Below are 25,181 nucleotides of genomic sequence, written 5' to 3' on the forward strand. Positions count from 1 at the left end.
GGCCGGACTCAGGCGCCGATGAGCTTGGCGAACTTCTCCTCGTACGCCGTCTCCTCCGCGCTGGTGAGCAGGCGGAAGGCGTGCGACTTCGCGGCCATGGCCCGGTCGGGGAGGATCAGCGTGTTGTCCGCGAGCGCGGGGTCGATCTTGGCGAGTTCGTCCCTCACCCCGTCGACGGGGCAGACGTAGTTGATGTACGCGGCGAGCTGCGCGGCGACCGGGAGCTGGTAGTAGTGGTCGATGAGCTTCTCGGCGTTGGCCTTGTGCCGGGACTGCGCGGGCACGAGCAGGTTGTCGGTCCCGGTGACGTAGCCGGCGGAGGGGATGGCGTACCGGATGTCGGGGTTGTCCGCCTGGAGCTGGATGATGTCGCCGGCCCAGGCGAGGCAGGCGGCGAGGTCGCCCTTGTCGAGGTCGGACGTGTAGTCGTTGCCGGTGAAACGGCGTATCTGCTTCTTGTCGACGCCCTTCTGGAGGCGGCCGATCGCCGCGTCGTAGTCGGCGTCCGTGAAGGCGCCCGGGTCCTTGCCGAGGTCGAGCAGGGTCATGCCGACGGAGTCGCGCATCTCGGTGAGGAAGCCGACCCGGCCCTTGAGGGAGGGGTCGTCCAGGAGCTGGGTGACGGAGTCGACCTTCTTCCCGCCGGTCGCCTTCACGTTGTACGCGATGACGGTGGAGATGCCGGTCCAGGGGTAGGAGTGGGCGCGGCCCGGGTCCCAGTCGGGGTTGCGGAACTGGGCGGAGAGGTTCGTGTACGCGTGGGGGAGGTTCGCGGGGTCGAGCTTCTGCACCCAGCCGAGCCGGATCATCCGGGCGGCGAGCCAGTCGGTGACGCAGATGAGGTCGCGGCCGGTGTCCTGGCCGGCCGCGAGCTGCGGCTTGATCTTGCCGAAGAACTCGACGTTGTCGTTGATGTCCTCGGTGTACTTGACCTGTATCCCGGTGCGCCGGGTGAACGCCTCCAGGGTGGGGCGGGACTTCTCGTCCTCGCTGACGTCCATGTACTCGGTCCAGTTGGAGAAGGCGACGGTCTTCTCCCTGGCCGAGTCGTCGATGGAGGCGGCGCCGCCGCCCTCCCGCTTGGCGGGCGGGATGCCACAGGCGCTCAGGCCGGCGAGGCCGCCGGCGGTGAGCGCGCCGACGCCGCCCGCGCGCAGCACCGAGCGGCGGCTGAGGGCGCCCCTGCCGCTCGTCAGGCTGCGCCGCATCGCCGCGCGCTGCGCGGCGGACAGGCTGTCGGGCTCGTACTGCTCCATGCGCTGTGCCCTTTCGGGAGGGATGGGCCGCTGGTCGGGCGGCGGACTCCACACGGCGGTGGCCGCGTGTCGATTACGGACGGTCCCCGAAGACGGTGCGGTGCCAGTCCTTGGCCGCCACCGCGGTGTTGTCGAACATCACGTGCTTGACCTGGGTGTACTCCTCGAAGGAGTAGGCCGACATGTCCTTTCCGTAGCCGGAGGCCTTGGCGCCGCCGTGGGGCATCTCGCTGATGATCGGGATGTGGTCGTTGACCCACACGCATCCCGCCCTGAGCTCCCGCGTGGCGCGGTTGGCCCGGTAGACGTCACGGCTCCACGCGGAGGCGGCGAGGCCGTAGGGGGTGTCGTTGGCGAGCCGGATGCCCTCGTCGTCGGTGTCGAAGGGCAGGGCCACCAGGACCGGACCGAAGATCTCCGACTGCACGACCTCGCTGTCCTGCGCCGCGCCGGTGATCAGGGTGGGACGGTAGTATGCGCCGTTCTCGAGCTCTCCACCAGGGGCTTCGCCTCCGGTGACGACGGTGGCGGACGCGCGGGCGCGTTCGACGAAGCCCGCGACGGCGTCCCGGTGGCGGTGGCTGACGAGCGGGCCGAGGTCGGTGTCCGGCTCGAAGGGGTCGCCGAGGCGGACGGTCTCCATGAGGGCGGCGACCCGGGCGACGAAGGCGTCGAAGAGCGGGCGCTGGACGTACGCCCGCGTGGCGGCGGTGCAGTCCTGGCCGCTGTTGATGAGGGAGGCGGCGACGGCGCCGTGGGCGGCGGCCTCCGGGTCGGCGTCGTCGAAGACGAGGAACGGGGCCTTGCCGCCGAGTTCGAGGTGGAGCCGCTTCACGGTGGCGGTGGCGATCCCGGCGACCCGCCTGCCGACGGGGGTGGACCCGGTGAAGGAGGTCATGGCGACGCCGGGATGTCCGACGAGGTGTTCGCCGGCGGTCCGCCCCGTGCCGTTGACGACGTTGACGACCCCGTCGGGGATGCCGGCCTCCTTCGCCGCCTGCGCGAACATCAGGGAGGTCAGCGGGGTCAGCTCGGACGGCTTCAGGACGATCGTGTTGCCGGCGGCGATCGCGGGGAGGATCTTCCAGGCGGCCATCTGGAGGGGGTAGTTCCAGGGGGCGATGGAGCCGACGACGCCGATCGGCTCGCGCCGGACGTACGAGGTGTGGTCGCCGCTGTACTCGGCGGCCGACTGGCCCTGGAGGTGGCGGGCGGCCCCCGCGAAGAAGACCGTGTTGTCGATCGTGCCGGGCACGTCGAACCCGGTGGTGAGCTTGAGCGGCTTGCCGCACTGGAGGGACTCGGCCGCGGCGAGGTCCTCCGCCCACTCCGTGAGGACCCCGGCGAGGCGGTGCAGCGCGTCGGAGCGTTCGCCCGGGGTGGCGCCCGCCCAGGCCGGGAAGGCGGCTCCGGCGGCGGCGACGGCCTCGTCCACGTCGGCGGTGGAGGCGAGGGCGTAGGTGTACACGCTCTCGCCGGTCGCCGGGTCGATCACGCCGTGCTCCCGGCCGGACGTTCCGGGGCGGAGCCGCCCGCCGATGTACTGCGCGCCGTCCGCGAAGCGGTCCGTCGCCTGGAAGCGGTTGCTCATGGCGCTCTCCGTTGTCCCAGCTCGAATTGAGTGCCGATCCTGACAGAGGCGATGACACCCAACAAGGGATTCCGTTGTTGCCTTTTGATTACGCGACGGATTCGGTCGACCATGTGTCGAGGTCACCGAAAAATCTCCGTACGGAGTGTCCGTGGCGGATGCCAGACTCCCGTGCATGAGCGCGATCGAGGAGCTGACACGGCAGGTCAGCAGGGGTGACCGGGTCAAGTGGCTGCACTTCTGGGGACACCGCCCGCACCCGGACGGGCGCCTCTCGGCGAGCTGTCTCAGCCAGTGGTGGCCCTCCCCCTTCACCGTCGACGGGGTGGCGTACGCGACCGCCGAGCACTGGATGATGGCCGCCAAGGCGCGTCTCTTCGGGGACGCGGACGCCGAGCGCGCCGCACTGGCCGCCCACACCCCGGCGGAGGCCAAGAAGGCGGGCCGGCTGGTGCGGGGCTTCGACGACGCGGTGTGGGAGCGGGAGCGCTTCGGGATCGTGGCCGACGGGAGCGTCCACAAGTTCTCCTCGGACGAGGGCCTGCGCGCCTATCTGCTGGGCACCGGCGACCGGGTGCTGGTGGAGGCCAGCCCGGTGGACCGCGTCTGGGGCATCGGGCTCGCCGCGACCGACCCCGGCGCCCACGACCCGGCCCGCTGGCGCGGCCTCAACCTCCTGGGCTTCGCCCTCATGGAGGCGCGGGAACGGCTCCGGGGGGCCTGACCCGGCCGGGAGGGGATGTCGGCGGGGCCCGGTCGCGGCCCGGGGCCGCGCGGCGGGCGGCGCGCGGCCCCGCCGGGGAGAAGCCGGGTCAGGGCGTCCGGGCGCGCCCGGACACGGCCGAGGGGTCCCGCGCGGGACCGGTCCGGGACCCCTCGGCCGTCCGCCCGCTCAGCGAGGGGCGGTGACGGAGGCCTGGCCCGTCGACCAGGGGTCGTCCGAACCGTCGTCCCACTCGTCCGCGTGCGTGGCCAGGAAGACGATGAGGGCGATGCCCGCGATGCCGAGGACGATGCCGACGGAGCCGAGGACGATGCCGGCCACGGCCTGCCCCCGGTTGTCCGCCTCGCCCCGCAGGCTCTTCTTGCGGGCGACGATGCCCAGGGGCAGCGCGATCCCGCCCAGGACCAGGCCCAGGAGGCCGTAGGAGCAGACCGCGAGCACGACGGCCAGGATGCCGAGCACCAGGGACGCCGTGCCCATGCCGTTGTCCCGCGGCTGCTGCCAGCCGGGCCCGCCGTACGCCGGATAGCCGGAATGGCCCGGGTAGCCGGGGTGTCCGTACCCTGCGGCGGGCGGCGCGGGCGCCGGGTGGCCGTAGGCGCCGGGGGCCGCCGGGTGGCCGTAACCGGCGGGAGGGGCCGTCGGGTAGCCGTAGCCGCCGGGGGCCGCGCCGCCGGGCGCGATCGGCGGCGGGGGTACGTCGCCGGCGGGGCCGGGCACCCCGGGCACGGACGCGACCGTCGGCCGGTCGTGCGGCGGCGGGGTCGTCTGCTTGCTCAGCTCCACCCCGTCGCGAGGGGGCGGAGCCCACGGGTCCGCCGGGCCGTACCCGTCCCTGGGCTGTTCTCGGTCGTCGGACATGTGCCTCCCCCGTCGTGGTCACGTCATGCTAAAGCCTCACTCCTGCGGGGGAACCCACCGGCCTACGATGACCGGATGACCGATCTGCACCCCTTCATCGCGGGCCTCCCCAAGGCCGAGCTGCACGTCCACCACGTGGGCTCCGCCTCGCCCCGGATCGTCGCGGAACTCGCGGCCCGGCACCCGGACTCCAAGGTCCCCACGGACCCGGAGGCACTGGCCGACTACTTCACGTTCACCGACTTCGCGCACTTCATCGACGTCTACCTGTCGGTGGTCGACCTGGTCCGCACGCCCGAGGACGTCCGGCTGCTGACCTTCGAGGTCGCCCGCGACATGGCCCGACAGAACGTCCGGTACGCCGAACTGACCGTCACCCCCTACTCCTCCACCCGGCGCGGCATCGACGAACGCGCCTTCATGGAGGCGATCGAGGACGCCCGCAAGGCGGCCGAGGCCGAGTTCGGCACGGTCCTGCGCTGGTGCTTCGACATCCCGGGCGAGGCCGGCCTCGAAGCCGCCGAGGAGACCACGCGGCTGGCCACGACCGACGGGCTGCGCCCGGAGGGCCTGATCTCCTTCGGCCTCGGCGGCCCGGAGATCGGGGTGCCGCGCCCCCAGTTCCAGCCGTACTTCGACCGGGCGCGGGCGGCCGGCCTGCGTTCCGTCCCGCACGCGGGCGAGACGACCGGCCCGGAGACCGTGTGGGACGCGATCCGCTTCCTGGGCGCCGAGCGCGTCGGCCACGGCACCAGCTCGGTCCGGGACCCGGAACTCCTGGCGTACCTGGCCGAGCACCGCGTCGCCCTGGAGGTCTGCCCGACCTCCAACATCGCCACCCGGGCCGTGGCGACCCTGGAGGAGCACCCGATCCGGCGGATGGCGGACGCCGGTGTGCTCGTCACCGTCAACAGCGACGACCCGCCGATGTTCGGCACCGACCTGAACAACGAGTACGCGGTCGCCGCCCGGCTCCTGGACCTCGACGGGCGCGGTCTCGCCGCCCTCGCCGGGAACGCCGTGGAGGCCTCCTTCCTCGACGCGGCCGGCAAGGCCCGGCTCCTCGCCGAGATCGACGCGTACACCGAGGAGTGGACGGCGCGCTGACGGCGCCCGTACGGCCGCCCCGCCGTCGGCGCCGGTGCCGGGCGGCACCCACAATGGCCCCATGCGATCCGTCACTGCCGTAGGCCACCGCGGCGACCCGTACCGCGCCCGCGAGAACACGCTGCGTTCGATCGTCTCGGCGATCGAACGGGGGGCGGACGCGGTCGAGGTCGACGTCCGGCTGACGCGGGACGGGGTGCCCGTCCTCCTCCACGACGACACCCTCAAGCGCCTCTGGGGCGTGGACCGGGCGCTCTCCGCGCTCTCGTACGCGCAGGTGGAGGAGGCGACGGCGGGCGGGGTGCCGACCCTGCGGGAGGCGCTGCTCGCCGCCGGGGACCACCGGCTGATGCTGGACCTGCCGGGCGGGAACGAGCACTCGGTCCGCAGGATCGTCGGCACGGTCCACGAGTGCGGCGCCGGGGAGCGGGTCTACTACTGCGCGGGCACCGTCGCCATGCTCCAGGTGCGGGCCGCCGACCCGGCCGCCGAGATCGCCCTGACCTGGACCTCGCTCGCCCCGCCCCGCCCCGTGCTCCTCGACGCCGTGCGTCCGCGCTGGCTGAACTACCGCTTCGGCCTGGTGAGTCGGGAGCTGAGCGAACGGGTGCACCGGGACGGGCTGCTCGTCTCCGCCTGGACGGCGGACACGAGGCGCACCATGCGTAAGCTGATCACGAACGGGGTGGACGCGATCACCACGAACCGCGTCGACGCCCTCGCCTCCGTCCTGCGAAAGGCCCCCGCGTGAACGACCGCGCACACCACAGCGTGAACGACCGCATCCGCACCGACATCGCCCACAACGCCCGGGTGTGGAACTACTGGCTGGGCGGCAAGGACAACTACCCGGTGGACCGCGCCGTCGGCGCGCAGGTCACCGGCTTCTACCCGAGCATCGGCGAAGTGGCGCGCGCGGACCGGGCGTTCCTCGGCCGGGTGGTGACCCACCTGGCGGCCGGGGAGGGCGTCCGCCAGTTCCTGGACATCGGCACCGGCCTGCCGACCGCCGACAACACCCACGAGGTGGCGCAGCGGGCCGCCCCCGACGCCCGGATCGTCTACGTCGACAACGACCCGATCGTCCTCACCCACGCCCGCGCGCTCCTGACCAGCGCGCCGGAGGGCGTCACCGAGTACGTCGACGCCGACGCGCACGACCCGGAGGGCATCCTGGAGGCCGCGTCGGCCACCCTGGACCTCTCCCGTCCGGTCGCGGTGATGATGCTCGGCATCCTCAACTTCGTCATGGACACCGACGAGGCCCGGTCGATCGTGCGGACCCTGATGGCCGCCGTCCCCTCCGGCAGCTTCCTGGTGCTCACCCATCCCACCCTGGAGCCGGAGCTGGGCGGCGAGGGGAACGAGGCCGCGATGGCCTTCTGGAACGAGAACGCGACCCCGCCGATCACCGCCCGCACCCGGGAGGAGTTCGCCTCGTTCTTCGAGGGCCTCGACCTGCTGGAACCGGGCATCGTCTCCTGCGCCCGCTGGCGCTCCGGGGAGGGCGGCGTGGTCGCGCAGTTCGGCGCGGTGGGCCGCAAGCCGTAGTGGGCGTACGGGGGGACGTGCGGAACGGCTGGGAGCGGGCGCGGTCCTGGGACGCGGCGAACCCCCGGGCGGTGGACGCCGGGATCGCGCTCCTGGTCCAGGCGGCGGTGACGATGCCGTTCGTGGTGCCGCGCCCGCCCGGGCTCGAACCGGCGACCTGGCCGGCGTACGGGCTGATGACGCTCACCGTGCTCCCGCTGGTCCGGCGCAGGCGCGCGCCGCTGGGCGTGCTGCTCGCGGTCCTGGCGGCGAGCGGCCTGTACCGCCTCGCCGTGGAGGGCCCGGGGCAGCCGCTGCCGTACACCGGCCTGGTCGCCGTCTACACGGTCGCCGCGCTCTCGCCCGCGGGAAAGCGGTTCCTGACGCTGGGGCTCCTGGCGGTCGCGGTGCCGGTGTCGGTGTGGCTCAACACCCGGTCCGCGCGCGAACTGACCTTCTCGCTCTTCGTGTTCGCCGCCGCCTATGTCTTCGGGCGGCTCACGGACGCCCGGCAGCGGGCGCAGCGGGTGGAGGCCGAACGGGCCGCCGCATGCGAACGGGCCCGGATCGCCCGGGAGATGCACGACGTCCTGTCGCACGCGGTGAGCCTGATGGTGGTGCAGGCGGAGGCGGGCCCGGTCGCGGTGCGGACCGCGCCGGAGCGCGCGGAGGCCGCGTTCGAGGCGATCTCGGAGACGGGCCGGGAGGCGATGGACCAGCTGCGGCGGATGCTGGGGCTGCTGCGCGAGGGCGGCGAGGCGGCGGCCCCGCGCGAGCCGCAGCCGGGCCTGGCGGAACTGCCCGGTCTCCTGGAGCGGGTGCGGGCGGGTGGCCTGACCGTCGGGTACGCGACGGAGGGCGGGGTGCGGGCGCTGCCCGGGGCGACCGGGGCGACCGCCTACCGGATCGTGCAGGAGGCGCTGACGAACGTGGTGAAGCACGCGCGGGCCCGCACGGTCGACGTCCGGCTCGTCCACGCCGGCGGCGTCCTGCGGGTCACGGTGACCGATGACGGGCGCGGCCCTCGGGGCGGCACGGGCGGACACGGCCTGGTGGGCGTCCGGGAGCGGGCCGCCGCGCACGGCGGAACGGCGGAGGCCGGCCCGGGGCCGGGCGGCCGGGGCTTCGAGGTGCGGGCCCTGCTGCCCGTGGAGAAGGGGGAGGGATGACGATCCGGGTGGTGGTCGCGGACGACCAGGAACTGGTGCGCAGCGGCTTCGCGATGATCCTGGACGCGCAGCCGGACATCGAGGTGGTGGCGGAGGCCGGGGACGGCGCGGAGGCCGTCGGGGCGGTCCGCCGCCACTCCCCCGACGTGGCGCTCCTGGACATCCGGATGCCCCGGACGGACGGCATCGAGGCGTGCCGGACGATCTGCGCGGAGTCCGGCTGCCGGACGGTGATGCTGACGACCTTCGACACCGACGCGTACGTGTACGAGGCGCTGCACGCGGGCGCGAGCGGCTTCCTCCTCAAGGACGTGCGGCGCGACGACCTGGTGCACGCGGTGCGGGTGGTGGCGGCGGGCGACTCGCTGCTCGCGCCGTCGGTGGCGCGGCGGCTGGTGGAGCAGTACACGGCGGGCGGGCCGCGCAGGGCCGATCCCCGGCTCGACGCCCTCACCGGGCGGGAGCGCGAGACCCTGCTGCTGCTCGCCCGGGGCCTGTCGAACGCGGAGATCGCGGCGGAGCTGGTGGTCAGCGACCACACGGTGAAGACGCACGTGGGCAACGTGCTGGCCAAGCTGGGTCTGCGGGACCGCGTCCAGGCGGTGATCTGCGCGTACGAGACGGGGCTGGTCGCGGCGGGCTCTCCCCCGCCCGGGGGAGGCGCGGGCACCGGCCCCTCCCCCGCGCCGGGGAGGAACTGACCCGCCGGAGACCGCCGGTGCGGGCGATCCGCCGGCCGCCCCCGGTCAGCAGGATGGAGCCGTCGGGAACAACGGCTCACACCACCGGAGTTGACCATGCGGAAGTCCACCCGCGCCCTGCTCGCCGCCGCCCTGGTCCTGGGCGTCGCCGCCGGGCCGGCGCTCACCCCCGCCCTCGCCGCCACGTCCCGGTCGGCGGCACGGACGCCGGGCCCGGACCTGAGCGCCGCCATCGCGGACCTCCCCCGCGCCGACGCGACGGCCGCGCTCGTCCGGGTCGGAGGCACGGAGGGTTCCTGGCAGGGGAGTTCGGGCGTCCACGACCTGGAGTCCGGCGCCCCGGCGGACCCGGCCGCCCGCTTCCGGGCCGGTTCGGTGACGAAGGTGTTCACGGCGGCGACCGTCCTCCAGCTGGCCGCGGAGGGCCGGATCGATCTGGACCGGCCGGCCCGCGCGTACCTCCCGGACCTGATCCCGGGCCGCTACGCGCAGGTGACCGTGCGTCAGCTCCTGAACCACACCCACGGCATCCCGGCCGCCGTCGTGCCGGGCGGGACGGTCGAGGAGTGGTACGCGAACCGCTTCGCCGTCCGCGCCCCGGAGGAGACGGTCCGCTCGGCGACGGCACGGCCGCGCGAGTTCCGGCCGGGCACGAGGCAGCACTACCTGAACATCGGGTACACGATCGCGGGCCTGCTCGTGGAGCGGGTCACGGGCGACTCGTACGAGCACCAGGTGGAGCGGCGGATCCTGCGGCCGCTCGGACTGCGCGACACGTACCTCCCGCGAGGGGCGGCCGGGATCACCGGCCCGTACAACCACGGCTACCAGACGATGCGGCTCGACGACGGCACGACGGGCCTGCGGGACGTCTCGGTGTGGGGGACGACGGACGCCTGGGCGGCCGGGGACCTCGTCTCGACCACGGCCGACCTGGAGCGCTTCACCCGCGCCCTGTTCGCGGGGCGCGTGGTGCGCGGTCCGCTCCTGGAGGAGATGTTCACGCTGCCGGAGGTCCCCGACCTCACGTCCGGCGCCCCGGCCGCGCACTCCGCCGGCCTGTCGGTGAAGAGGCTCGGCGGCCGTGAGGTGTGGGGCAAGACGGGCGGCCGCTGGGGCTACAACACGGCCATCGCCTCGACCCGCGACGGCGCCCGCACGCTCGTCTACAGCGTCAACTCCACGGACGCCAAGGGCCAGGACACGAATCCGACGGCCCTGCGCCTGATGGTGGCGGCGTACGGCCTGCCGGACTGACCCCGGCACCCGCCCGGGGCCGTGCGCGCCGTCAGACGGCGGGCACGGCCCCGGGGGCCGCCGCCCGCGCCGTGGCGGCCTCCAGGCGCTTGATCATCCGGCGCACGTGGAGCAGCGGCAGGATGCCGACGACGCCGAACGACATGTCGACGACCGACCACCAGAAGGGGATGTCCCGGACCGGACCGCAGATCAGGGCGAGCGGGACGATGCCGACGCAGGCGATCATGCCGAACTCGACGACCCAGACGTTGCGGACGGGGTCGCGGTACGGGCCGTGGAAGGCGACCGCGATGACGAGGTGGGCGAAGGCGAGCCAGTCGTTGCCGTAGAGCAGGTAGGGGGCGTCGCGGTCGGCGGCCTCCAGCCCTCCCCCGACCCGGTGGATCCATTCGGCGAGTCCGGGGAGGGCGTCGCCCACGGGTGCGGCCCAGCCGGTCAGGGCGGAGTCGAGGAGCCGGAGTTCGGTGACGAGCGGGAAGGCGGTGAGTCCGCTCAGGACCAGACAGACGACGAAGACGACCAGCCAGACGCGGATGCGCGTGAGAAGGGCTCTCGGCCCGTTCGTGTCGCTCATGGGGCCACCGTACACCCATCTTGAACGCGTTCAGAAAGTGAGGTCCGCGCGTGCGGCCCCGCGGGCGGGCTCCACCGCTTCGCGGGCTCCCGGCGAAACGGCGCGGCCCCGGCGTCCCGTCGAACGGGAGGCCGGGGCCGCGTGGGGTCCGGGGCGGATCAGCCCAGGGAGGTCATGACGTGCTTGATGCGCGTGTAGTCCTCGAAGCCGTACGCGGAGAGGTCCTTGCCGTAGCCGGACTTCTTGAAGCCGCCGTGGGGCATCTCGGCGACCAGCGGGATGTGGGTGTTGATCCACACGCAGCCGAAGTCGAGGGCCTTGGACATGCGCATCGCGCGGGCGTGGTCCCTGGTCCAGACGGAGGAGGCGAGGGCGTACTCGACGCCGTTGGCGTACTCCAGGGCCTGCGCCTCGTCCGTGAAGGACTGGACGGTGATGACCGGGCCGAAGACCTCGTTCTGGACGATCTCGTCGTCCTGCTTGAGGCCGGAGACGACGGTCGGGGCGTAGAAGTAGCCCTTGTCGCCGACGCGGTGGCCGCCGGCCTCGACCTTGGCGTGGGCCGGGAGGCGGTCGACGAAGCCGGAGACCTGCTGGAGCTGGTTGGCGTTGTTCAGCGGGCCGTACAGGACGTCCTCGTCGTCCGGCTGCCCGGTCTTCGTCTCGCTCGCGGCCTTGGCGAGGGCGGCCACGAACTCGTCGTGGATCGACTCGTGGACGAGGACGCGGGTGGCGGCCGTGCAGTCCTGGCCGGCGTTGAAGAAGCCGGCCATGGCGATGTCCTCGACGGCCTTCTCGATGTCGGTGTCCTCGAAGACGACGACGGGGGCCTTGCCGCCCAGCTCCAGGTGGACGCGCTTGACGTCCTTGGCCGCCGACTCGGCGACCTGCATGCCGGCGCGCACGGAGCCGGTGATGGAGGCCATGGCGGGGGTGGGGTGCTCGACCATCGCGCGGCCGGTGTCGCGGTCGCCGCAGACGACGTTGAAGACGCCCTTGGGGACGATCCGCCCGATGATCTCGGCCATCAGGACGGTCGACGCGGGGGTCGTGTCCGAGGGCTTGAGGACGACGGTGTTGCCCGCGGCGAGGGCCGGGGCGAACTTCCAGACGGCCATCATCATCGGGTAGTTCCACGGCGCGACCTGCGCGCAGACGCCGACCGGCTCGCGGCGGACGATGGAGGTCAGGCCCTCCATGTACTCGCCGGCCGAGCGGCCCTCCAGGAGCCGGGCGGCACCCGCGAAGAAGCGGATCTGGTCCACCATCGGCGGGATCTCGTCGCTCGCGACGAGGGCGGTCGGCTTGCCGGTGTTCTCGACCTCGGCGGCGATCAGGTCCCCGGCGCGCTCCTCGAAGGCGTCCGCGATCTTCAGGAGCACCCTCTGGCGTTCGGCGGGGGTGCTGTCGCGCCACGCGGGGAAGGCGGCCGCGGCGGCCTCCATGGCGGCGTCGACGTCGGCCTGGCCGGAGAGCGGGGAGGTGGCGTACACCTCGCCGGTGGCCGGGTTGATCACATCGATCGTGCGGCCGTCGGCCGCGTCGCGGAACTCCCCGTTGATGTAGTTACGCAGCCGGCGCAGCTCGGTGGTCACTTGCCACCCCTCCTGTCACGTTCTGACGTCGCACGTCCCTGTGCGGCCGTCCCGATGGGTGAGACACCCCAGCCTAATCGCTCGACTGACGCTTTCAACAGGCCCGACCCCCCACAACTTCGGATTCAGTGAGATCGAACCCCTTGCACAACGAATTACATCGCTCCGGGGTTGCGAGACCGACGAGTCTCGGTGCACAGTGAGGTGTGGCCAGTCGAAGCGCAGACTCCAGAACCGGAACCGGTTCGTCCCCGACGATCGACGCCGTCTCCCTGGCGATCATCGAACAGCTCCAGGAGGACGGCCGCCGTCCCTATGCGGCGATCGGAAAGGCCGTCGGCCTCTCCGAGGCCGCCGTGCGACAGCGCGTCCAGAAGCTGCTCGACCAGGGCGTCATGCAGATCGTCGCCGTCACCGACCCCCTCACCGTGGGTTTCCGTCGGCAGGCGATGGTCGGCATCAACGTCGAGGGTGACCTTGATCCGGTTGCGGAAGCGCTGACGGCCATGGCCGAATGCGAGTACGTGGTGATGACCGCGGGCTCCTTCGACCTGATGGTGGAGGTCGTCTGCGAGGACGACGACCACCTGCTGGATGTGATCAACAAGCGCATCCGCACCCTCCCCGGCGTGCGCTCCACCGAGAGCTTCGTCTACCTCAAGCTCAAGAAGCAGACCTATATGTGGGGAACCCGATAGCCGTGAGCAAGGACCTCTCCAAGACCGCGTACGACCACCTGTGGATGCACTTCACCCGCATGTCGTCGTACGAGAACTCGCCCGTTCCCACCATCGTGCGTGGTGAGGGCACCTACATCTTCGACGACAAGGGCAAGCGCTACCTCGACGGTCTCGCGGGCCTCTTCGTGGTCAACGCCGGTCACGGCCGCAAGGAGCTGGCCGAGGTCGCGTACAAGCAGGCCCAGGAGCTCGCGTTCTTCCCCGTGTGGTCGTACGCGCACCCCAAGGCCGTCGAGCTGGCCGAGCGCCTCGCCGACTACGCCCCGGGCGACCTGAACAAGGTCTTCTTCACCACCGGTGGCGGAGAGGCCGTCGAGACCGCCTGGAAGCTCGCCAAGCAGTACTTCAAGCTGCAGGGCAAGCACACCAAGTACAAGGTCATCTCGCGCGCGGTCGCCTACCACGGCACCCCGCAGGGCGCCCTGTCCATCACCGGCCTGCCGGCCCTGAAGGCCCCCTTCGAGCCGCTGGTCCCCGGCGCGCACAAGGTGCCGAACACCAACATCTACCGCGCCCCGATCCACGGCGACGACCCCGAGGCCTTCGGCCGCTGGGCCGCCGACCAGATCGAGCAGCAGATCCTCTTCGAGGGCCCCGACACCGTCGCCGCCGTCTTCCTGGAGCCGGTGCAGAACGCCGGCGGCTGCTTCCCGCCGCCGCCCGGGTACTTCCAGCGGGTCCGCGAGATCTGCGACCAGTACGACGTGCTGCTCGTCTCCGACGAGACGATCTGCGCCTTCGGCCGCCTCGGCACGATGTTCGCCTGTGACAAGTTCGGCTACGTCCCGGACATGATCACCTGCGCCAAGGGCATGACCTCGGGCTACTCCCCGATCGGCGCCTGCATCGTCTCCGACCGCATCGCGGAGCCGTTCTACAAGGGCGACAACACCTTCCTCCACGGCTACACCTTCGGTGGCCACCCGGTGTCGTCGGCGGTGGCCATCGCCAACCTCGACATCTTCGACAAGGAAGGCCTCAACCAGCACGTCCTCGACCAGGAGGGCAACTTCTTCGACACCCTGAAGAAGCTGCACGACCTCCCGATCGTCGGCGACGTGCGCGGCAACGGCTTCTTCTACGGCATCGAGCTCGTCAAGGACAAGGTCACCAAGGAGTCCTTCACGGACGAGGAGACCGAGCGCGTCCTGTACGGCTTCCTCTCCAAGGCGCTCTTCGACAACGGCCTGTACTGCCGTGCCGACGACCGCGGCGACCCGGTCATCCAGCTGGCCCCGCCGCTCATCGCCGACCAGGGCACCTTCGACGAGATCGAGGGCATCCTGCGCTCGGTGCTCACCGAGGCGTGGACCAAGCTCTGACCGAGCCGGCGCCCCCCGCGGGACCTCACGCCGCCCTCACGGCGTGACACCACGGCCCGGGCCGCCTCCATCCGAGTGGATGGAGGCGGCCCGGGCCGTGTGCTGTCGGTGCGGACCGGTCTTACATAATTACGGTGCCGAGTGACCGACAGGCCCGTCCTTCGTTCCTCCGTCGGGGGAACCTCCCCCGGACGGGGGACACAGACCGGATCCGACATCGAGGTGTACGCGATGGCCCCACCGGACAACGACGTGCTCTGGGCGCGTTCCCTGCACTGCGAACTGGACGGCACCGAGGTGCTCAGCGGCGTCTCCCTCGGTGTCCGCGAGGGCGAGGTCCTCGCCGTGACCGGTCCGCGCGGCAGCGGCAAGACCACCCTCCTGCGCTGTCTCTCCGGGCAGCTCGTCGCCCAGCGGGGCGAGGTCTGGTTCGACGGCGGCCCCGTGCACACCCTCAGCCCCGCCCGGCGCGAACGGCTCCGCCGCGAGCGCTTCGGCTGGATCGGCCCGGAGCCCGGCCTCGTCCCCGAACTCACCGGCTGGGAGAACACCGCCCTGCCCCTGCTGCTGCGCGGCACCCCCCGCCGGGCCGCGAAGACCGCCGCGCTGGAATGGCTGGACCGGCTCGACGCCGGGGACTGCGCCCGCAGGCGCCCGGGCGCCCTCACCCGGTCCCAGTGCCAGCGGATCGCCGTCGCCCGCGCCCTCACCACCGCTCCCCCGGTCCTCTTCGCCGACGAGCCCACCGCCTCCCTGCACCGCGCCGACGGCTCCCAGGTGCTGCGCACCCTGACGGCCGCCGCCCGCTCGCACGGCCTCACCGTGCTCCTCGCCACCCACGACGAGGAGGCCGCCGCGCTCGCCGACCGCGCGATCGCACTCCTCGACGGGCGCAGGACCGGCACCGTACCGCCGGAAACAGGAGCGGAGGGCGTCACCGCGTGCTCGCTCTCCGTCTAGCCCGGGGGGCCCACCCCCTCGTCCTGGCCCGCCGGCTCCTCGTCGTCGCCGCCTCCGCCGGCGTGGGACTCCTCCTGCTCTGCACCCTCGGGTACGCCGTCGGCCACCCGGACCTGGCCCCGGCCTCGACGGTCCGGCTGCTGTGGTGCGTCCTGCCGCTCGCGGCCACCGTCCAGTTCGCCGTCGCGGTGGCCCGCACCGATCCCGCCACCCGGCCGCGCCCCGGCCTCTCGGCGCTCGGCCTCGGACCGGCCCGGCTCGCCGCGCTCGCCGCCGCCTCGACGGCCCTCGCCTGCGCGCTGGGCTCCGCCGTCGCGTTCCTGCTCTACCTGCACCTGCGCGGCGGCGTGACGGGCCTGCCCCTCGACGGGGCCGCCGCCGGCCTGCTCGCCGCCGGCCGGCCGGTCCCGTTCGCCGCCGCCCTCACCCTCCTCGTGGTCCCCCCGGTCGCCGCCGGCACGGCGGTGGCCGTGGCCCTGCGCCCCCGCCCCGCGCCCGCACCGCCGGAGGGCGCGGAGCGGCCGGTGCCGTCCGGGCTGCCGTGGGGCGTCGCCCTGGTCGCGATCGGCCTCGCCGTCGAGACGTACGCGGGCCGGAGCGGCGGCGGTGACCCCCTTCCGCTGCCGGGCCGCTTCGACGGCAGCCCGGCGGGCGTCCTGGCCGGCTGGGTCCTCACCGCGATCGGCCTCGCGACGGCGGGCCCCGGCCTCGTCCACTGCTCCGGGCGCCTCCTCCAGGCGGCCCGGCCCGGCGCCGTCCGGCTGCTCGCGGGACGCGTCCTCATGCAGGAGTCCCACCGCGTCGGCCGGCCGCTCGGCGTGGTCTGCGCGGTGCTCTCCGGACTGCTCGCGGCGGCCACGCTGTACGGGCCGGACGAGGACGCCGGAGCCTTCGGGCCGCTCACGGGCCTGGGCGCCACCCTGATCCTGGCCTGCACCTGCGCCACGCTCCTGACGGCGGCCCTGGAGGCCCGGCAGCACCGCGCCCCCGTCACCGAGGCCCTCCTGCGCGCCGGCGCCCCGCCCACGGCCCTGCGCACCACGGCCCTCCTGCGCGCGGGCGCCCTGCTCGCCGTCTTCCTCCCCCTCACGTGGGTGGTGGCGGAACTGGCGGTCCTGCCCCTGAAGGGGTGACCCGGCGGGGGCCCGCCCGGGGCCCGGGCGCGGGCCTCCGGCTCACTTCCGCCAGAACAGGTGGTGCGTGACCGTGCCGCCCGGGCTGGGCACGACGTCGCGGTGGTAGCGGTCGAGGAGTTCGTCGGGCGACTCCCAGAGCCGCGATCCGGCGCCGAGCTCCACCGGCGAGACCGCGACGTGCAGGGTGTCGACGAGGCCGGCGTCGAGGAACTCGCGGACGGTGGCGGCCCCGCCGCCGAGCCGCACGTCCTTGCCGTCCGCCGCCTCCCGCGCCGTCGCGAGGGCGGTGGCCGGGTCGGCGTCGAGGAAGTGGAACGTGGTGTCGCCGAGCGTGAACGAGGGGCGCGGGTGGTGGGTCAGGACGAACACCGGCGTGCGGAACGGCGGCTCGTCGCCCCACCAGCCGCGCCACTCGTGGTCCCGCCAGGGACCGCGCTGGGGGCCGAACTTGTTGCGGCCCATGATCTCGGCGCCGATGTTCCGCCCGTAGTCCCGCGTCAGGTAGTCGTCGAGGCCCCGGCTGCCGCCGGGATCGGTGCGCCGGGGCCAGCTCGCCGTGGCACCGGCCCAGGCGAACATCGCCTCCGGATCGGCATGCCCGAAGGGCCGTTCGAGGCTCTGTCCCTCCCCGGCGCCGTATCCGTCGGACGAGACGTTGAAGTTCTGGACCCTGAGCAGCTGGGCCATGGGGTTCCTCCCGTGCGGGTGGCGGGGGCGCCGTACGTGACCGTACGGGGCCGTACGCACAGGAGACTCCACCGGCGGGCGGAACTCATCGCGCCCGCCGCGCTCACCACGGCGTGTCGTCGCCGAGCACCACCACGTCCTCCGGCCGGAAGGCGACCCCCGTCTCCGTTCCCTCCTGCGGGGCGTCCCGCAGCGGGAGTTCGGCCTCCAGGGCCGGGCCGTCCGCGGGGCGGAGCCGCACGACGGCCTGGCTGCCCCGGAAGGTGCGGGACTCCACCGTCCAGGCCGGCGCCTCCCCGGCGGGGACCAGCCGCACTCCGCCGGGGCGCACGAGGAGCCGCCGTTCGCCCTGCGGGGAGCCGTCCGGCACCGGCACCCTCCCCCAGGGGGTCTCGGCGGCCGTGCCGGTCACCCGGGCCGGCACCACGTTGTCGAAGCCGAGGAAGCGGGCCACGAACTCGGAGGCCGGGCGGCTCCACACCTCGACGGGCGTCCCCGACTGGGCGACGCGCCCGTCCCGCATGACCACGACCCGGTCCGCGAGGGCGAAGGCCTCGCCCTGGTCGTGGGTGACGGCCAGGACCGTCGTCCCCAGCCGCCCGAAGAGCTGCCGCAGCTCCACGACGAGCCGCTCCCGCAGGCTCCGGTCGAGCTGGCCGAGCGGTTCGTCGAGCATGAGGAGCCGGGGCCGGGGCGCGAGCGCCCGGGCGAGGGCGACCCGCTGCTGCTCGCCGCCGGAGAGCGCGGCGACGGACCGCCGCTCGGCGCCCGGCAGGCCGACGAGGTCGAGCAGCTCCCGGACCCGCTCCGTCCGCTCGGCCTTCCCGGCACCGCGCATCCGCAGGCCGAAGGCGACGTTGCCGCCGACGTCCCGCTGCGGGAACAGCTGGTGGTCCTGGAACATGAGCCCGACGCCCCGCCGGTGTACCGGCACCCCGCCCTGGTCGGCGCCGCCGAGGAGCACCCGGCCGGCGTCGAGCGGCTGGAGGCCCGCGACGGCCCGCAGCAGGGTGGACTTGCCGCTGCCGCTGGGGCCGAGCACGCACACGGTCTCGTGGTCGGCGACCTCCAGGTCCACGGCGTCGAGGACGGCCCGCGCCCCGAACCGCACGGTCGCCCCGTCGAGTCTCAGCATCAGAACTCCCCGGAGGTCCGGTCGGTACGGAGCCGTTCGAGCAGCAGCAGGGACACCGCGCACACCACCATCAGGATCGTCGAGAGGGCCATCGCCTGGCCGTAGTTGAGTTCGCCGGGCCGGCCGAGCAGCCGGGCCACCGCGACCGGCAGCGTCGGACTGTCGGGCCGGGCGATGAACACGGTCGCGCCGAACTCGCCGAGGGACACCGCGAACGCGAACCCGGCCGCGACGAGCAGCGCCCGGCGCACCAGCGGCAGGTCCACCTCCCGCCAGGCCCGCCACGGCGACGCGCCGAGCACGGCCGCCGCCTCCCGCAGCCGTTCGTCCACCGCGCGGAGCACCGGCAGCATCGTCCGGACGACGAAGGGGACGCCGACGAGGGCCTGCGCGAGCGGGACGAGGAGCCAGCTCGCCCGCAGGTCGAGCGGCGGTTCGTCCAGCGCGATGAGGAAGCCGAAGCCGACGGTGACGGCGGAGACCCCGAGCGGCAGCATGAGCAGCGCGTCGAAGCCCCGGACGAGCCTTCCCGCGCGCCGGGTGAGGGCCGCCGCCGCGAGGCCGCCGATCACGACGGCGACGGCGGTGGCGGCCACCGCGTACCGCAGCGAGTTCCCGATCGCCTCCAGGGGCGGCACGAGGAAGGTCCCGGCCTCGTCGAGCGAGCCGAGCGCCCGGTAGTAGCCGAGTCCGTACCCCCCGGGCCCGGCGAACGACCGCTCCACGAGCACCCCGAGCGGCAGCAGGATCAGCAGCGCCACCGAGAGGAGGACGCCGCCGAGCAGCGCCCACTGTCCGGCGCCGCGCGGCCGGCGCGCGGTCCGCTCCGGCGCCACGAGCCGCAGCGCGGTCTCCCGGCGCCGTACCGTCCACGCGTGCAGGGCGAGGATCGCGCCGACCGCCGCGAACTGCACGAGGGTGAGGACGGCCGCGGTCGGCAGGTCGAGCAGCCGGGCGGTCTGCCGGTAGATCTCGGCCTCCAGGGTCGTGTACGCGTCCCCGCCGAGGATCTGCACGACGCCGAAGGAGGTGAAGGTGAAGAGGAAGACCATCAGGGCGGCGGCCGACACCGCCGGGACGAGCGCGGGCAGCGTCACCGTCCGCCAGGCCGTGAGGCGGGAGGCGCCGAGGACCCGGGCGGCCTCCTCCTGGCGCGGGTCGAGCTGGGCCCAGAGGCCGCCGACGGTCCGGACGACGACCGCGTAGTTGAAGAAGACGTGGGCGAGGAGGATCGCCCACACGCCGGTGTCGAGCCGCAGCCCCCACAGTTCGTCCATGAGCCCGTTCCGGCCGGCGAGGGCCAGGAACGCCGTGCCGACCAGGACGGTGGGCAGCACGAACGGCACCGTGACCACGGCCCGCAGGACGCTCTTGCCGGGGAAGTCGAAGCGGGCGAAGACGTACGCCCCGGGCAGGGCGACGAGCAGGGTGAGGCCGGTGGAGGCGAGGGCCTGCCAGAGGGTGAAGCCGAGCACGTCGAGGATGTCCGGCCGGGACAGCGTCTCGCCGATCCGGCCGAACCGCCAGGTCCCGCCGGGCCGCAGCCCCCGGTCCACGATGGACGCGACGGGCCACGCGAAGAACACCGCGAAGAACGCGACGGGCAGGGCCATGAGCCCGAGCCGCGCCGCGTTCCCGCGCACGTTCCGCCCGGTCACCGGACGAGCGACGACCACTGCCGGATCCACGGATCGCGCTTCTCCGCGATCTTGCCGGGCGCCATGGTCTCCGGCTTCTCGATCACCACGCCGTGCTTCGTGAACAGCTCCGGCAGGGCCGCGTCCTTCGCCACCGGGTTGACGAACATCTGGAGCGGCATGTCCTCCTGGAACCTCTTCGAGATCAGGAAGTCGATCAGCGCCTTGCCGCCCTCGGGGTTCTTCGCCCCGTTCAGCAGGCCCGCGAACTCGGTCTGCCGGAAGCAGGTGCCGGTGGAGACGCCGGTGGGCGCCTCCTTCGGCCGCGGCTCGCCGTACAGCACCTCGACCGGCGGGCTGGAGGCGTACGACACGACCAGCGGCCGGTCGCCCTTGGCCTTCCGGCCGCCGGCCGAGCCGGAGAACTCCTGGTTGTAGGCCAGTTCCCAGCTGTCGACGGTCTTCACGCCGTTGGCCCTGAGCTTCTTCCAGTAGTCCTGCCAGCCGTCGTCGCCGTACTTCGCGGCCGTGCCGAGGAGGAAGCCGAGGCCCGGGGAGGAGCGCTCGGGGTTCTCGACCACGAGCAGGTCCTTGTACTCCGGCTTCGCCAGGTCGTCGAAGGTCACCGGCGGCGCCAGCTTCCTGTCGGCGAAGTACTTCTTGTCGTAGTTGACGCAGATGTCTCCGGAGTCGACCGGGGTGACCCGGTTCTCCTCGTCGAGGCGGTACCCGGCCGGGACCCGGTCCAGGCCCTTCGCCTCGTAGGGGACGAAGATCCCGTTGTCGAGGGCGCGGGAGAGCAGGGTGTTGTCGACGCCGAAGAAGACGTCGCCCTGCGGGGAGCCCTTGGTCAGGATCTCCTTGTTGACGGCCTCGCCCGCGTCCCCGGCCTTGAGGACCTTGACGGTGAGGCCGGTCCGCCGCGTGAACTCGGCCAGGACCTCCTTGGAGGCGTTGAACGAGTCGTGGCTCACGAGGGTCACGGTCTTCGGCGCGGGCCGGCCGGTCTTCCCGGCGGCCTCGCGGGCGTCGTCGGTGCCGGCGCCGCAGGCGGCGAGGGCCGTGACGCCCAGGGCCGCGACGAGCGCGACGGCGGCCGTCTTCTTGGTGCTCACTGGAATTCCTCCTGGGTGGGACCAGGAAGAGACGCGGCCCTGCCCGCGACCGGCGGACCGGGCGCGGGCAGGGCGCAACAGCTTGAGTTACGACCGAACTTCCTACCCAGAATGACCTGGGCGAGGTTCAGAGGGTCTGCGGTCTGACGGCACCGCACTCTCAGCGCTGTGGCGCTCCCCTGTCGGAATATGGAGATGTGTTCGAGCTCAGGGTACAAGCTCAGCGCTCGGCGGCGGCCAGCTGTCCACAGGCACCGTCGATCTCCTGGCCCCGGGTGTCCCGCACGGTCACCGGCACGCCGTGGCGGGCGATGGCCTCCACGAACGCCTTCTCGTCCTCGGGCCGGGAGGCGGTCCACTTCGAGCCGGGCGTCGGGTTCAGCGGGATCAGGTTGACGTGCACCCGCCTGCCCTTGAGGAGCCGGCCGAGCAGGTCGCCGCGCCACGCCTGGTCGTTGATGTCCCGGATGAGCGCGTACTCGATGGAGATCCGGCGGCCGGACTTCTCCGCGTACTCCCAGGCCGCGTCGAGGACCTCCCGGACCTTCCAGCGCGTGTTGACGGGCACGAGGGTGTCGCGCAGCTCGTCGTCGGGGGCGTGCAGGGAGACCGCGAGCCGGCACTTGAAGCCCTCGTCGGCGAAGCGCAGCATCGCGGGCACGAGCCCGACCGTGGAGACGGTGATGCCGCGCTGGGACAGGCCCAGGCCGTCCGGCTCCGGGTCGGTGAGGCGGCGGATGGCGCCGACGACCCGCTTGTAGTTGGCGAGCGGCTCGCCCATGCCCATGAACACGATGTTGGACAGCCGCGCCGGACCGCCGGGCACCTCGCCGTCGCGCAGGGCCCGCATGCCGTCCACGATCTGGTGCACGATCTCGGCGGTCGACAGGTTCCGGTCGAGCCCGGCCTGTCCGGTCGCGCAGAACGGGCAGTTCATGCCGCAGCCGGCCTGCGAGGAGATGCACATGGTCACCCGGTCCGGGTAGCGCATGAGCACCGACTCCACGAGCGTGCCGTCGTGCAGCCGCCACAGGGTCTTGCGGGTGGTGTCGTCGTCGCACGAGATGTGCCGCACCACGGACATCAGGTCGGGCAGCAGCTCCCCGGCCAGCCTCTCCCGGGAGGCGGCCGGGATGTCGGTCCACTCGGCGGGGTCGTGCGCGTACCGCGCGAAGTAGTGCGTGGACAGCTGCTTGGCGCGGAAGGGCTTCTCGCCGATCGCGGCGACGGCCTCCTTCCGCTCGGCGGGCGTGAGGTCGGCCAGGTGCCGCGGCGGCTTCTTGGCTCCGCGGGGGGCGACGAAAGTGAGTTCTCCGGGCTTGGGCATGGTGATACCAGTGTCGCAGAGATACGACGGAAGGCCCGCCGTCCTGTGGACGACGGGCCTCTCATCGGAAGAACCGCAGGTCAGCCCGTGCCGACGAACAGCGCGAGCAGCAGCCACACCACGGGCGCCGTCGGCAGCAGGGAGTCGAGCCGGTCCATGATGCCGCCGTGACCGGGGAGGAGCGTGCCCATGTCCTTGATGCCCAGGTCACGCTTGATCATCGACTCGCCGAGGTCGCCGAGCGTCGCGCTCGCCGCCACCGCGAGACCGAGGACCAGGCCCTGCCACCAGAGCCCGCCGTCGATGAGGAACTGCATGCACAGCGCGCCCGCGGCCATCGCGAACGCCACCGCGCCGACCAGGCCCTCGCGGGTCTTGCCGGGGCTGATGCGCGGCGCCAGCTTGTGCTTGCCGAAGCGCCAGCCGACCGCGTACGCCCCGGTGTCGCTGACCACCGTCAGGAGCAGGAAGGTCAGCACCCGCTGCGGGCCGTCGTCCGCCGTCAGCAGCAGGGCCACGAACGTCGCCAGGAACGGCACGTAGAAGGCGGCGAACACCCCCGCGGTGACGTCCTTCAGATATCCCTCGGGCGGCTTCGCCATCCGCCACACCAGGACCGCGAGCGCCGTCAGGGCCGTCGCGACCCAGGCGCCCTCGGGGCCGCGCGCGTATCCGGCGACGACCATCGCCGCGCCGCCGACCGCGAGCGGTACCAGCGGCGCCCCGATCTGCTTGCGCTCCTGGAGGCGGGAGGTCAGCTCCCACAGCCCGACCACCACGGCGACCGCCACGACCCCGACGAACGCGGCCTTCCAGATGAACAGCGACGCGATGATGACGGCGCCGAGCCCGACCCCGACCCCTATGGCGGCGCCCAGGTCGCGTCCCGCGCTCTTCTTCTGCCGCGACGCCGGCGGGGGCGCGGACGGCGGAGGCGGGGCGGGGCTGGACATGGGCTCCTGCGGGTGCTCGTGCGGGTGCTCGTGCGGCGTCCCGTCACGGAACAGGGGGCCGCTCGGGCGAGCGGCCCCCCGGCCGTGTCCGTCCTGGAATCCGCCGGCGGGGACGTCGGGCACGATGGGCATGGGGCGAGTCTGCGACGCCGGATGCCGATCGTGTGCGGGACCCGCCGGGGCAGGCCCCTGGTCGGGCCCCCCACGGCCGGGAGGACCGGCCGGGGCACCCCAGGAAGAGTCGTTCATCAGACCTCGAGCAGCTCGGCTTCCTTGTGCTTGAGCAGCTCGTCCACCTGCGCCACGTACTTCGCGGTGGTGTCGTCGAGCTCCTTCTCCGCGCGACGGCCCTCGTCCTCGCCGACCTCGCCGTCCTTGACGAGCTTGTCGATGGACTCCTTGGCCTTGCGGCGCACCGAGCGGATCGAGATCTTCGAGTCCTCGGCCTTGCCCTTGGCGACCTTGATGTACTCGCGGCGGCGCTCCTCCGTCAGCTCGGGGAACACCACCCGGATGATGTTGCCGTCGTTGCTCGGGTTGACGCCGAGGTCCGAGTCGCGGATCGCCTGCTCGATGTTGCGCAGCGCGCTCTTGTCGAACGGGGTCACCACGGCCATCCGCGGCTCCGGGACGGAGAAGGAGGCCAGCTGGTTGATGGGCGTGATGGCGCCGTAGTAGTCCGCCACGATCTTGTTGAACATCGCCGGGTGCGCACGGCCGGTGCGGATCGCGGCGAAGTCCTCCTTGGCGACCACGACGGCCTTCTCCATCTTCTCCTCGGCCTCGAGGAGGGTCTCTTCGATCACCACTTGCTCCTGCGTGTCGTCGCGTTGTGTCCTGCACGGTGTACGACCGGCAGGGCTGTCGTCCAGCCCCTCGCGGGGCGGTTCCCGGTTCGGGTCAGGCCCGGGTGCCCTGGTCGCTCACGAGCGTGCCGATCTTCTCACCCTTCACCGCGCGCGCGATATTGCCCTCGGTGAGCAGTTCGAAGACCAGGATGGGGAGGTTGTTGTCCCGGCACAGGGTGACGGCGGTGGCGTCGGCGACCTTGAGGTCGCGGGCGATCACCTCGCCGTACTCGAGGGCGTCGAACTTGACCGCGTCGGGGTTGCGCTTGGGGTCGGAGTCGTAGACCCCGTCGACGCCGTTCTTGCCCATGAGCAGCGCCTCGGCGTCGATCTCCAGGGCGCGCTGGGCGGCCGTGGTGTCCGTGGAGAAGTACGGCATGCCCATGCCCGCGCCGAAGATGACGACGCGGCCCTTCTCCAGGTGGCGCACGGCGCGCAGCGGGATGTACGGCTCGGCGACCTGCCCCATGGTGATGGCGGTCTGGACGCGGGAGTCGATGCCCTCCTTCTCCAGGAAGTCCTGGAGGGCGAGGCAGTTCATCACCGTGCCGAGCATGCCCATGTAGTCGGAGCGCGCCCGGTCCATGCCGCGCTGCTGGAGTTCGGCGCCGCGGAAGAAGTTTCCGCCGCCGATCACGATCGCGATCTCCGCGCCGTCGCGGACGACGGCCGCGATCTCACGCGCGATGGCGTGCACGACATCGGGGTCGACGCCCAGGCCGGTACCGCCGGAGAAAGCCTCTCCGGACAGCTTCAGCATGTAGCGGCCGGCCTTTTTGCCGTTGTTGTCGTCGCCCTGTACGGCGCCCTGGTTCATGGAGATCTCCTCGTGCACATACGAAGGAGGCCATTGCCTTGGGTCCTCGCGGTTTCCCGTACGGCAATGGCCTCCTCGTCAGATCTGCGGTCGTCCTGCGCGGGGGCGGGCGACTGCTTCAGACCCTACCGGGGTC

24 protein-coding genes are annotated in these 25,181 nt (G+C 72.8%); 11 read left to right on the forward strand and 13 right to left on the reverse strand.

The genetic code is table 11. The features are described from left to right. Window positions 1-8: 8 nt before the first annotated feature. Complete coding sequence (locus ACZ3IL_RS00335; RefSeq protein WP_467385350.1) at window positions 9-1,256, reverse strand: ABC transporter substrate-binding protein; 1,248 nt, start codon at window positions 1,254-1,256, stop codon at window positions 9-11. Between the two features lie 73 nt (window positions 1,257-1,329). Further along, on the reverse strand, window positions 1,330-2,847 hold the full coding sequence (locus ACZ3IL_RS00340) for a gamma-aminobutyraldehyde dehydrogenase (protein WP_467385351.1): 1,518 nt from the start codon (window positions 2,845-2,847) through the stop codon (window positions 1,330-1,332). 175 nt (window positions 2,848-3,022) lie between these two features. On the opposite strand from ACZ3IL_RS00340, the gene ACZ3IL_RS00345 reads away from it, so the two are divergent. Beyond that, the gene (locus ACZ3IL_RS00345; RefSeq protein WP_467385352.1) at window positions 3,023-3,571 is read left to right on the forward strand and encodes an NADAR family protein; all 549 of its coding nucleotides are present in this window, start codon (window positions 3,023-3,025) and stop codon (window positions 3,569-3,571) included. Window positions 3,572-3,739: 168 nt separating this feature from the next. On the opposite strand, the gene ACZ3IL_RS00350 is transcribed toward ACZ3IL_RS00345, so the two are convergent. Continuing rightward, window positions 3,740-4,432 (reverse strand): DUF4190 domain-containing protein, encoded by a 693-nt coding sequence (locus ACZ3IL_RS00350; protein ID WP_467385353.1) that lies wholly within the window; start codon window positions 4,430-4,432, stop codon window positions 3,740-3,742. Between the two features lie 75 nt (window positions 4,433-4,507). On the opposite strand from ACZ3IL_RS00350, the gene ACZ3IL_RS00355 reads away from it, so the two are divergent. From ACZ3IL_RS00355 to ACZ3IL_RS00380, 6 genes are all read left to right on the forward strand, one after another. Further along, complete coding sequence (locus ACZ3IL_RS00355; protein ID WP_467385354.1) at window positions 4,508-5,539, forward strand: adenosine deaminase; 1,032 nt, start codon at window positions 4,508-4,510, stop codon at window positions 5,537-5,539. Window positions 5,540-5,600: 61 nt separating this feature from the next. Beyond that, a complete protein-coding gene (locus ACZ3IL_RS00360; RefSeq protein ID WP_467385355.1) occupies window positions 5,601-6,290 on the forward strand; it encodes a glycerophosphodiester phosphodiesterase in 690 nt (229 codons plus the stop codon). A gap of 20 nt (window positions 6,291-6,310) precedes the next feature. Next, window positions 6,311-7,090 (forward strand): SAM-dependent methyltransferase, encoded by a 780-nt coding sequence (locus ACZ3IL_RS00365; protein ID WP_467386732.1) that lies wholly within the window; start codon window positions 6,311-6,313, stop codon window positions 7,088-7,090. Window positions 7,091-7,107: 17 nt separating this feature from the next. After that, window positions 7,108-8,238: a sensor histidine kinase gene (locus ACZ3IL_RS00370; RefSeq protein ID WP_467385356.1), complete on the forward strand. Its 1,131-nt coding sequence runs from the start codon at window positions 7,108-7,110 to the stop codon at window positions 8,236-8,238. Then, window positions 8,235-8,939, forward strand: a complete 705-nt coding sequence (locus tag ACZ3IL_RS00375) for a response regulator transcription factor (RefSeq protein ID WP_467385357.1) — start codon at window positions 8,235-8,237, stop codon at window positions 8,937-8,939. Before ACZ3IL_RS00370 ends, ACZ3IL_RS00375 begins: the two co-directional genes overlap by 4 nt. Window positions 8,940-9,035: 96 nt before the next feature. After that, window positions 9,036-10,196 carry a serine hydrolase domain-containing protein gene (locus ACZ3IL_RS00380; protein ID WP_467385358.1) on the forward strand — a complete coding sequence of 387 codons (1,161 nt, stop codon included), beginning with the start codon at window positions 9,036-9,038 and terminating at the stop codon, window positions 10,194-10,196. A 31-nt stretch (window positions 10,197-10,227) separates the two neighbouring features. Here the strand turns inward: ACZ3IL_RS00380 and ACZ3IL_RS00385 are convergent, their stop codons facing one another. Both ACZ3IL_RS00385 and ACZ3IL_RS00390 read right to left on the reverse strand, forming a co-directional pair. Then, window positions 10,228-10,773: a hypothetical protein gene (locus tag ACZ3IL_RS00385; protein ID WP_467385359.1), complete on the reverse strand. Its 546-nt coding sequence runs from the start codon at window positions 10,771-10,773 to the stop codon at window positions 10,228-10,230. A gap of 158 nt (window positions 10,774-10,931) precedes the next feature. Further along, window positions 10,932-12,368, reverse strand: a complete 1,437-nt coding sequence (locus ACZ3IL_RS00390; RefSeq protein WP_467385360.1) for a gamma-aminobutyraldehyde dehydrogenase — start codon at window positions 12,366-12,368, stop codon at window positions 10,932-10,934. 206 nt (window positions 12,369-12,574) lie between these two features. On the opposite strand from ACZ3IL_RS00390, the gene ACZ3IL_RS00395 reads away from it, so the two are divergent. The 4 genes from ACZ3IL_RS00395 to ACZ3IL_RS00410 all read left to right on the forward strand — a co-directional run bounded on the left by ACZ3IL_RS00395 (window position 12,575) and on the right by ACZ3IL_RS00410 (window position 16,523). Further along, complete coding sequence (locus ACZ3IL_RS00395; RefSeq protein WP_388689290.1) at window positions 12,575-13,066, forward strand: Lrp/AsnC family transcriptional regulator; 492 nt, start codon at window positions 12,575-12,577, stop codon at window positions 13,064-13,066. Next, window positions 13,051-14,430: an aspartate aminotransferase family protein gene (locus ACZ3IL_RS00400; protein WP_467385361.1), complete on the forward strand. Its 1,380-nt coding sequence runs from the start codon at window positions 13,051-13,053 to the stop codon at window positions 14,428-14,430. Before ACZ3IL_RS00395 ends, ACZ3IL_RS00400 begins: the two co-directional genes overlap by 16 nt. 231 nt (window positions 14,431-14,661) lie before the next feature. Continuing rightward, window positions 14,662-15,390, forward strand: coding sequence for an ABC transporter ATP-binding protein (locus tag ACZ3IL_RS00405; protein ID WP_467385362.1), 729 nt, complete (start codon window positions 14,662-14,664; stop codon window positions 15,388-15,390). After that, window positions 15,372-16,523, forward strand: a complete 1,152-nt coding sequence (locus ACZ3IL_RS00410; RefSeq protein ID WP_467385363.1) for a hypothetical protein — start codon at window positions 15,372-15,374, stop codon at window positions 16,521-16,523. The genes ACZ3IL_RS00405 and ACZ3IL_RS00410 overlap by 19 nt, the downstream gene beginning before the upstream one ends. 42 nt (window positions 16,524-16,565) lie before the next feature. On the opposite strand, the gene ACZ3IL_RS00415 is transcribed toward ACZ3IL_RS00410, so the two are convergent. The 8 genes from ACZ3IL_RS00415 to pyrH all read right to left on the reverse strand — a co-directional run bounded on the left by ACZ3IL_RS00415 (window position 16,566) and on the right by pyrH (window position 25,045). Continuing rightward, window positions 16,566-17,213, reverse strand: a complete 648-nt coding sequence (locus ACZ3IL_RS00415; protein WP_467385364.1) for a dihydrofolate reductase family protein — start codon at window positions 17,211-17,213, stop codon at window positions 16,566-16,568. A gap of 103 nt (window positions 17,214-17,316) precedes the next feature. Next, a complete protein-coding gene (locus ACZ3IL_RS00420; protein WP_467385365.1) occupies window positions 17,317-18,348 on the reverse strand; it encodes an ABC transporter ATP-binding protein in 1,032 nt (343 codons plus the stop codon). Then, a complete protein-coding gene (locus ACZ3IL_RS00425; protein WP_467386734.1) occupies window positions 18,348-19,961 on the reverse strand; it encodes an ABC transporter permease in 1,614 nt (537 codons plus the stop codon). The genes ACZ3IL_RS00420 and ACZ3IL_RS00425 overlap by 1 nt, the downstream gene beginning before the upstream one ends. Before the next feature lie 41 nt (window positions 19,962-20,002). Next, window positions 20,003-21,100 carry a thiamine ABC transporter substrate-binding protein gene (locus ACZ3IL_RS00430; RefSeq protein WP_467385366.1) on the reverse strand — a complete coding sequence of 366 codons (1,098 nt, stop codon included), beginning with the start codon at window positions 21,098-21,100 and terminating at the stop codon, window positions 20,003-20,005. A gap of 220 nt (window positions 21,101-21,320) precedes the next feature. After that, entirely contained in the window at window positions 21,321-22,427 is a 1,107-nt protein-coding gene (gene rlmN, locus ACZ3IL_RS00435; protein ID WP_467385367.1) for a dual-specificity RNA methyltransferase RlmN, read from the reverse strand. Window positions 22,428-22,507: 80 nt separating this feature from the next. Beyond that, the gene (locus tag ACZ3IL_RS00440) at window positions 22,508-23,629 is read right to left on the reverse strand and encodes a phosphatidate cytidylyltransferase (RefSeq protein WP_467385368.1); all 1,122 of its coding nucleotides are present in this window, start codon (window positions 23,627-23,629) and stop codon (window positions 22,508-22,510) included. Beyond that, window positions 23,629-24,186, reverse strand: a complete 558-nt coding sequence (gene frr / locus ACZ3IL_RS00445) for a ribosome recycling factor (RefSeq protein ID WP_055641105.1) — start codon at window positions 24,184-24,186, stop codon at window positions 23,629-23,631. Before frr ends, ACZ3IL_RS00440 begins: the two co-directional genes overlap by 1 nt. 94 nt (window positions 24,187-24,280) lie before the next feature. Continuing rightward, complete coding sequence (gene pyrH / locus ACZ3IL_RS00450) at window positions 24,281-25,045, reverse strand: UMP kinase (RefSeq protein WP_053646717.1); 765 nt, start codon at window positions 25,043-25,045, stop codon at window positions 24,281-24,283. Between the last annotated feature and the right edge of the window lie 136 nt (window positions 25,046-25,181).

Source organism: Streptomyces sp. NPDC014907 (genome assembly GCF_055562975.1).

Coding starts and splice junctions, on each gene's coding strand:
- ACZ3IL_RS00405 (WP_467385362.1), top strand. CDS start 14,662: ATGGCCCCACCGGACAACGACGTGCTCTGGGCGCGTTCCCTGCACTGC.
- ACZ3IL_RS00340 (WP_467385351.1), bottom strand. CDS start 2,847: ATGAGCAACCGCTTCCAGGCGACGGACCGCTTCGCGGACGGCGCGCAG.
- ACZ3IL_RS00385 (WP_467385359.1), bottom strand. CDS start 10,773: ATGAGCGACACGAACGGGCCGAGAGCCCTTCTCACGCGCATCCGCGTC.
- ACZ3IL_RS00440 (WP_467385368.1), bottom strand. CDS start 23,629: ATGAACGACTCTTCCTGGGGTGCCCCGGCCGGTCCTCCCGGCCGTGGG.
- ACZ3IL_RS00355 (WP_467385354.1), top strand. CDS start 4,508: ATGACCGATCTGCACCCCTTCATCGCGGGCCTCCCCAAGGCCGAGCTG.
- ACZ3IL_RS00415 (WP_467385364.1), bottom strand. CDS start 17,213: ATGGCCCAGCTGCTCAGGGTCCAGAACTTCAACGTCTCGTCCGACGGA.
- ACZ3IL_RS00350 (WP_467385353.1), bottom strand. CDS start 4,432: ATGTCCGACGACCGAGAACAGCCCAGGGACGGGTACGGCCCGGCGGAC.
- ACZ3IL_RS00375 (WP_467385357.1), top strand. CDS start 8,235: ATGACGATCCGGGTGGTGGTCGCGGACGACCAGGAACTGGTGCGCAGC.
- ACZ3IL_RS00345 (WP_467385352.1), top strand. CDS start 3,023: ATGAGCGCGATCGAGGAGCTGACACGGCAGGTCAGCAGGGGTGACCGG.
- pyrH (WP_053646717.1), bottom strand. CDS start 25,045: ATGAACCAGGGCGCCGTACAGGGCGACGACAACAACGGCAAAAAGGCC.
- ACZ3IL_RS00335 (WP_467385350.1), bottom strand. CDS start 1,256: ATGGAGCAGTACGAGCCCGACAGCCTGTCCGCCGCGCAGCGCGCGGCG.
- ACZ3IL_RS00380 (WP_467385358.1), top strand. CDS start 9,036: ATGCGGAAGTCCACCCGCGCCCTGCTCGCCGCCGCCCTGGTCCTGGGC.
- rlmN (WP_467385367.1), bottom strand. CDS start 22,427: ATGCCCAAGCCCGGAGAACTCACTTTCGTCGCCCCCCGCGGAGCCAAG.
- ACZ3IL_RS00425 (WP_467386734.1), bottom strand. CDS start 19,961: ATGGCCCTGCCCGTCGCGTTCTTCGCGGTGTTCTTCGCGTGGCCCGTC.
- ACZ3IL_RS00360 (WP_467385355.1), top strand. CDS start 5,601: ATGCGATCCGTCACTGCCGTAGGCCACCGCGGCGACCCGTACCGCGCC.
- ACZ3IL_RS00420 (WP_467385365.1), bottom strand. CDS start 18,348: ATGCTGAGACTCGACGGGGCGACCGTGCGGTTCGGGGCGCGGGCCGTC.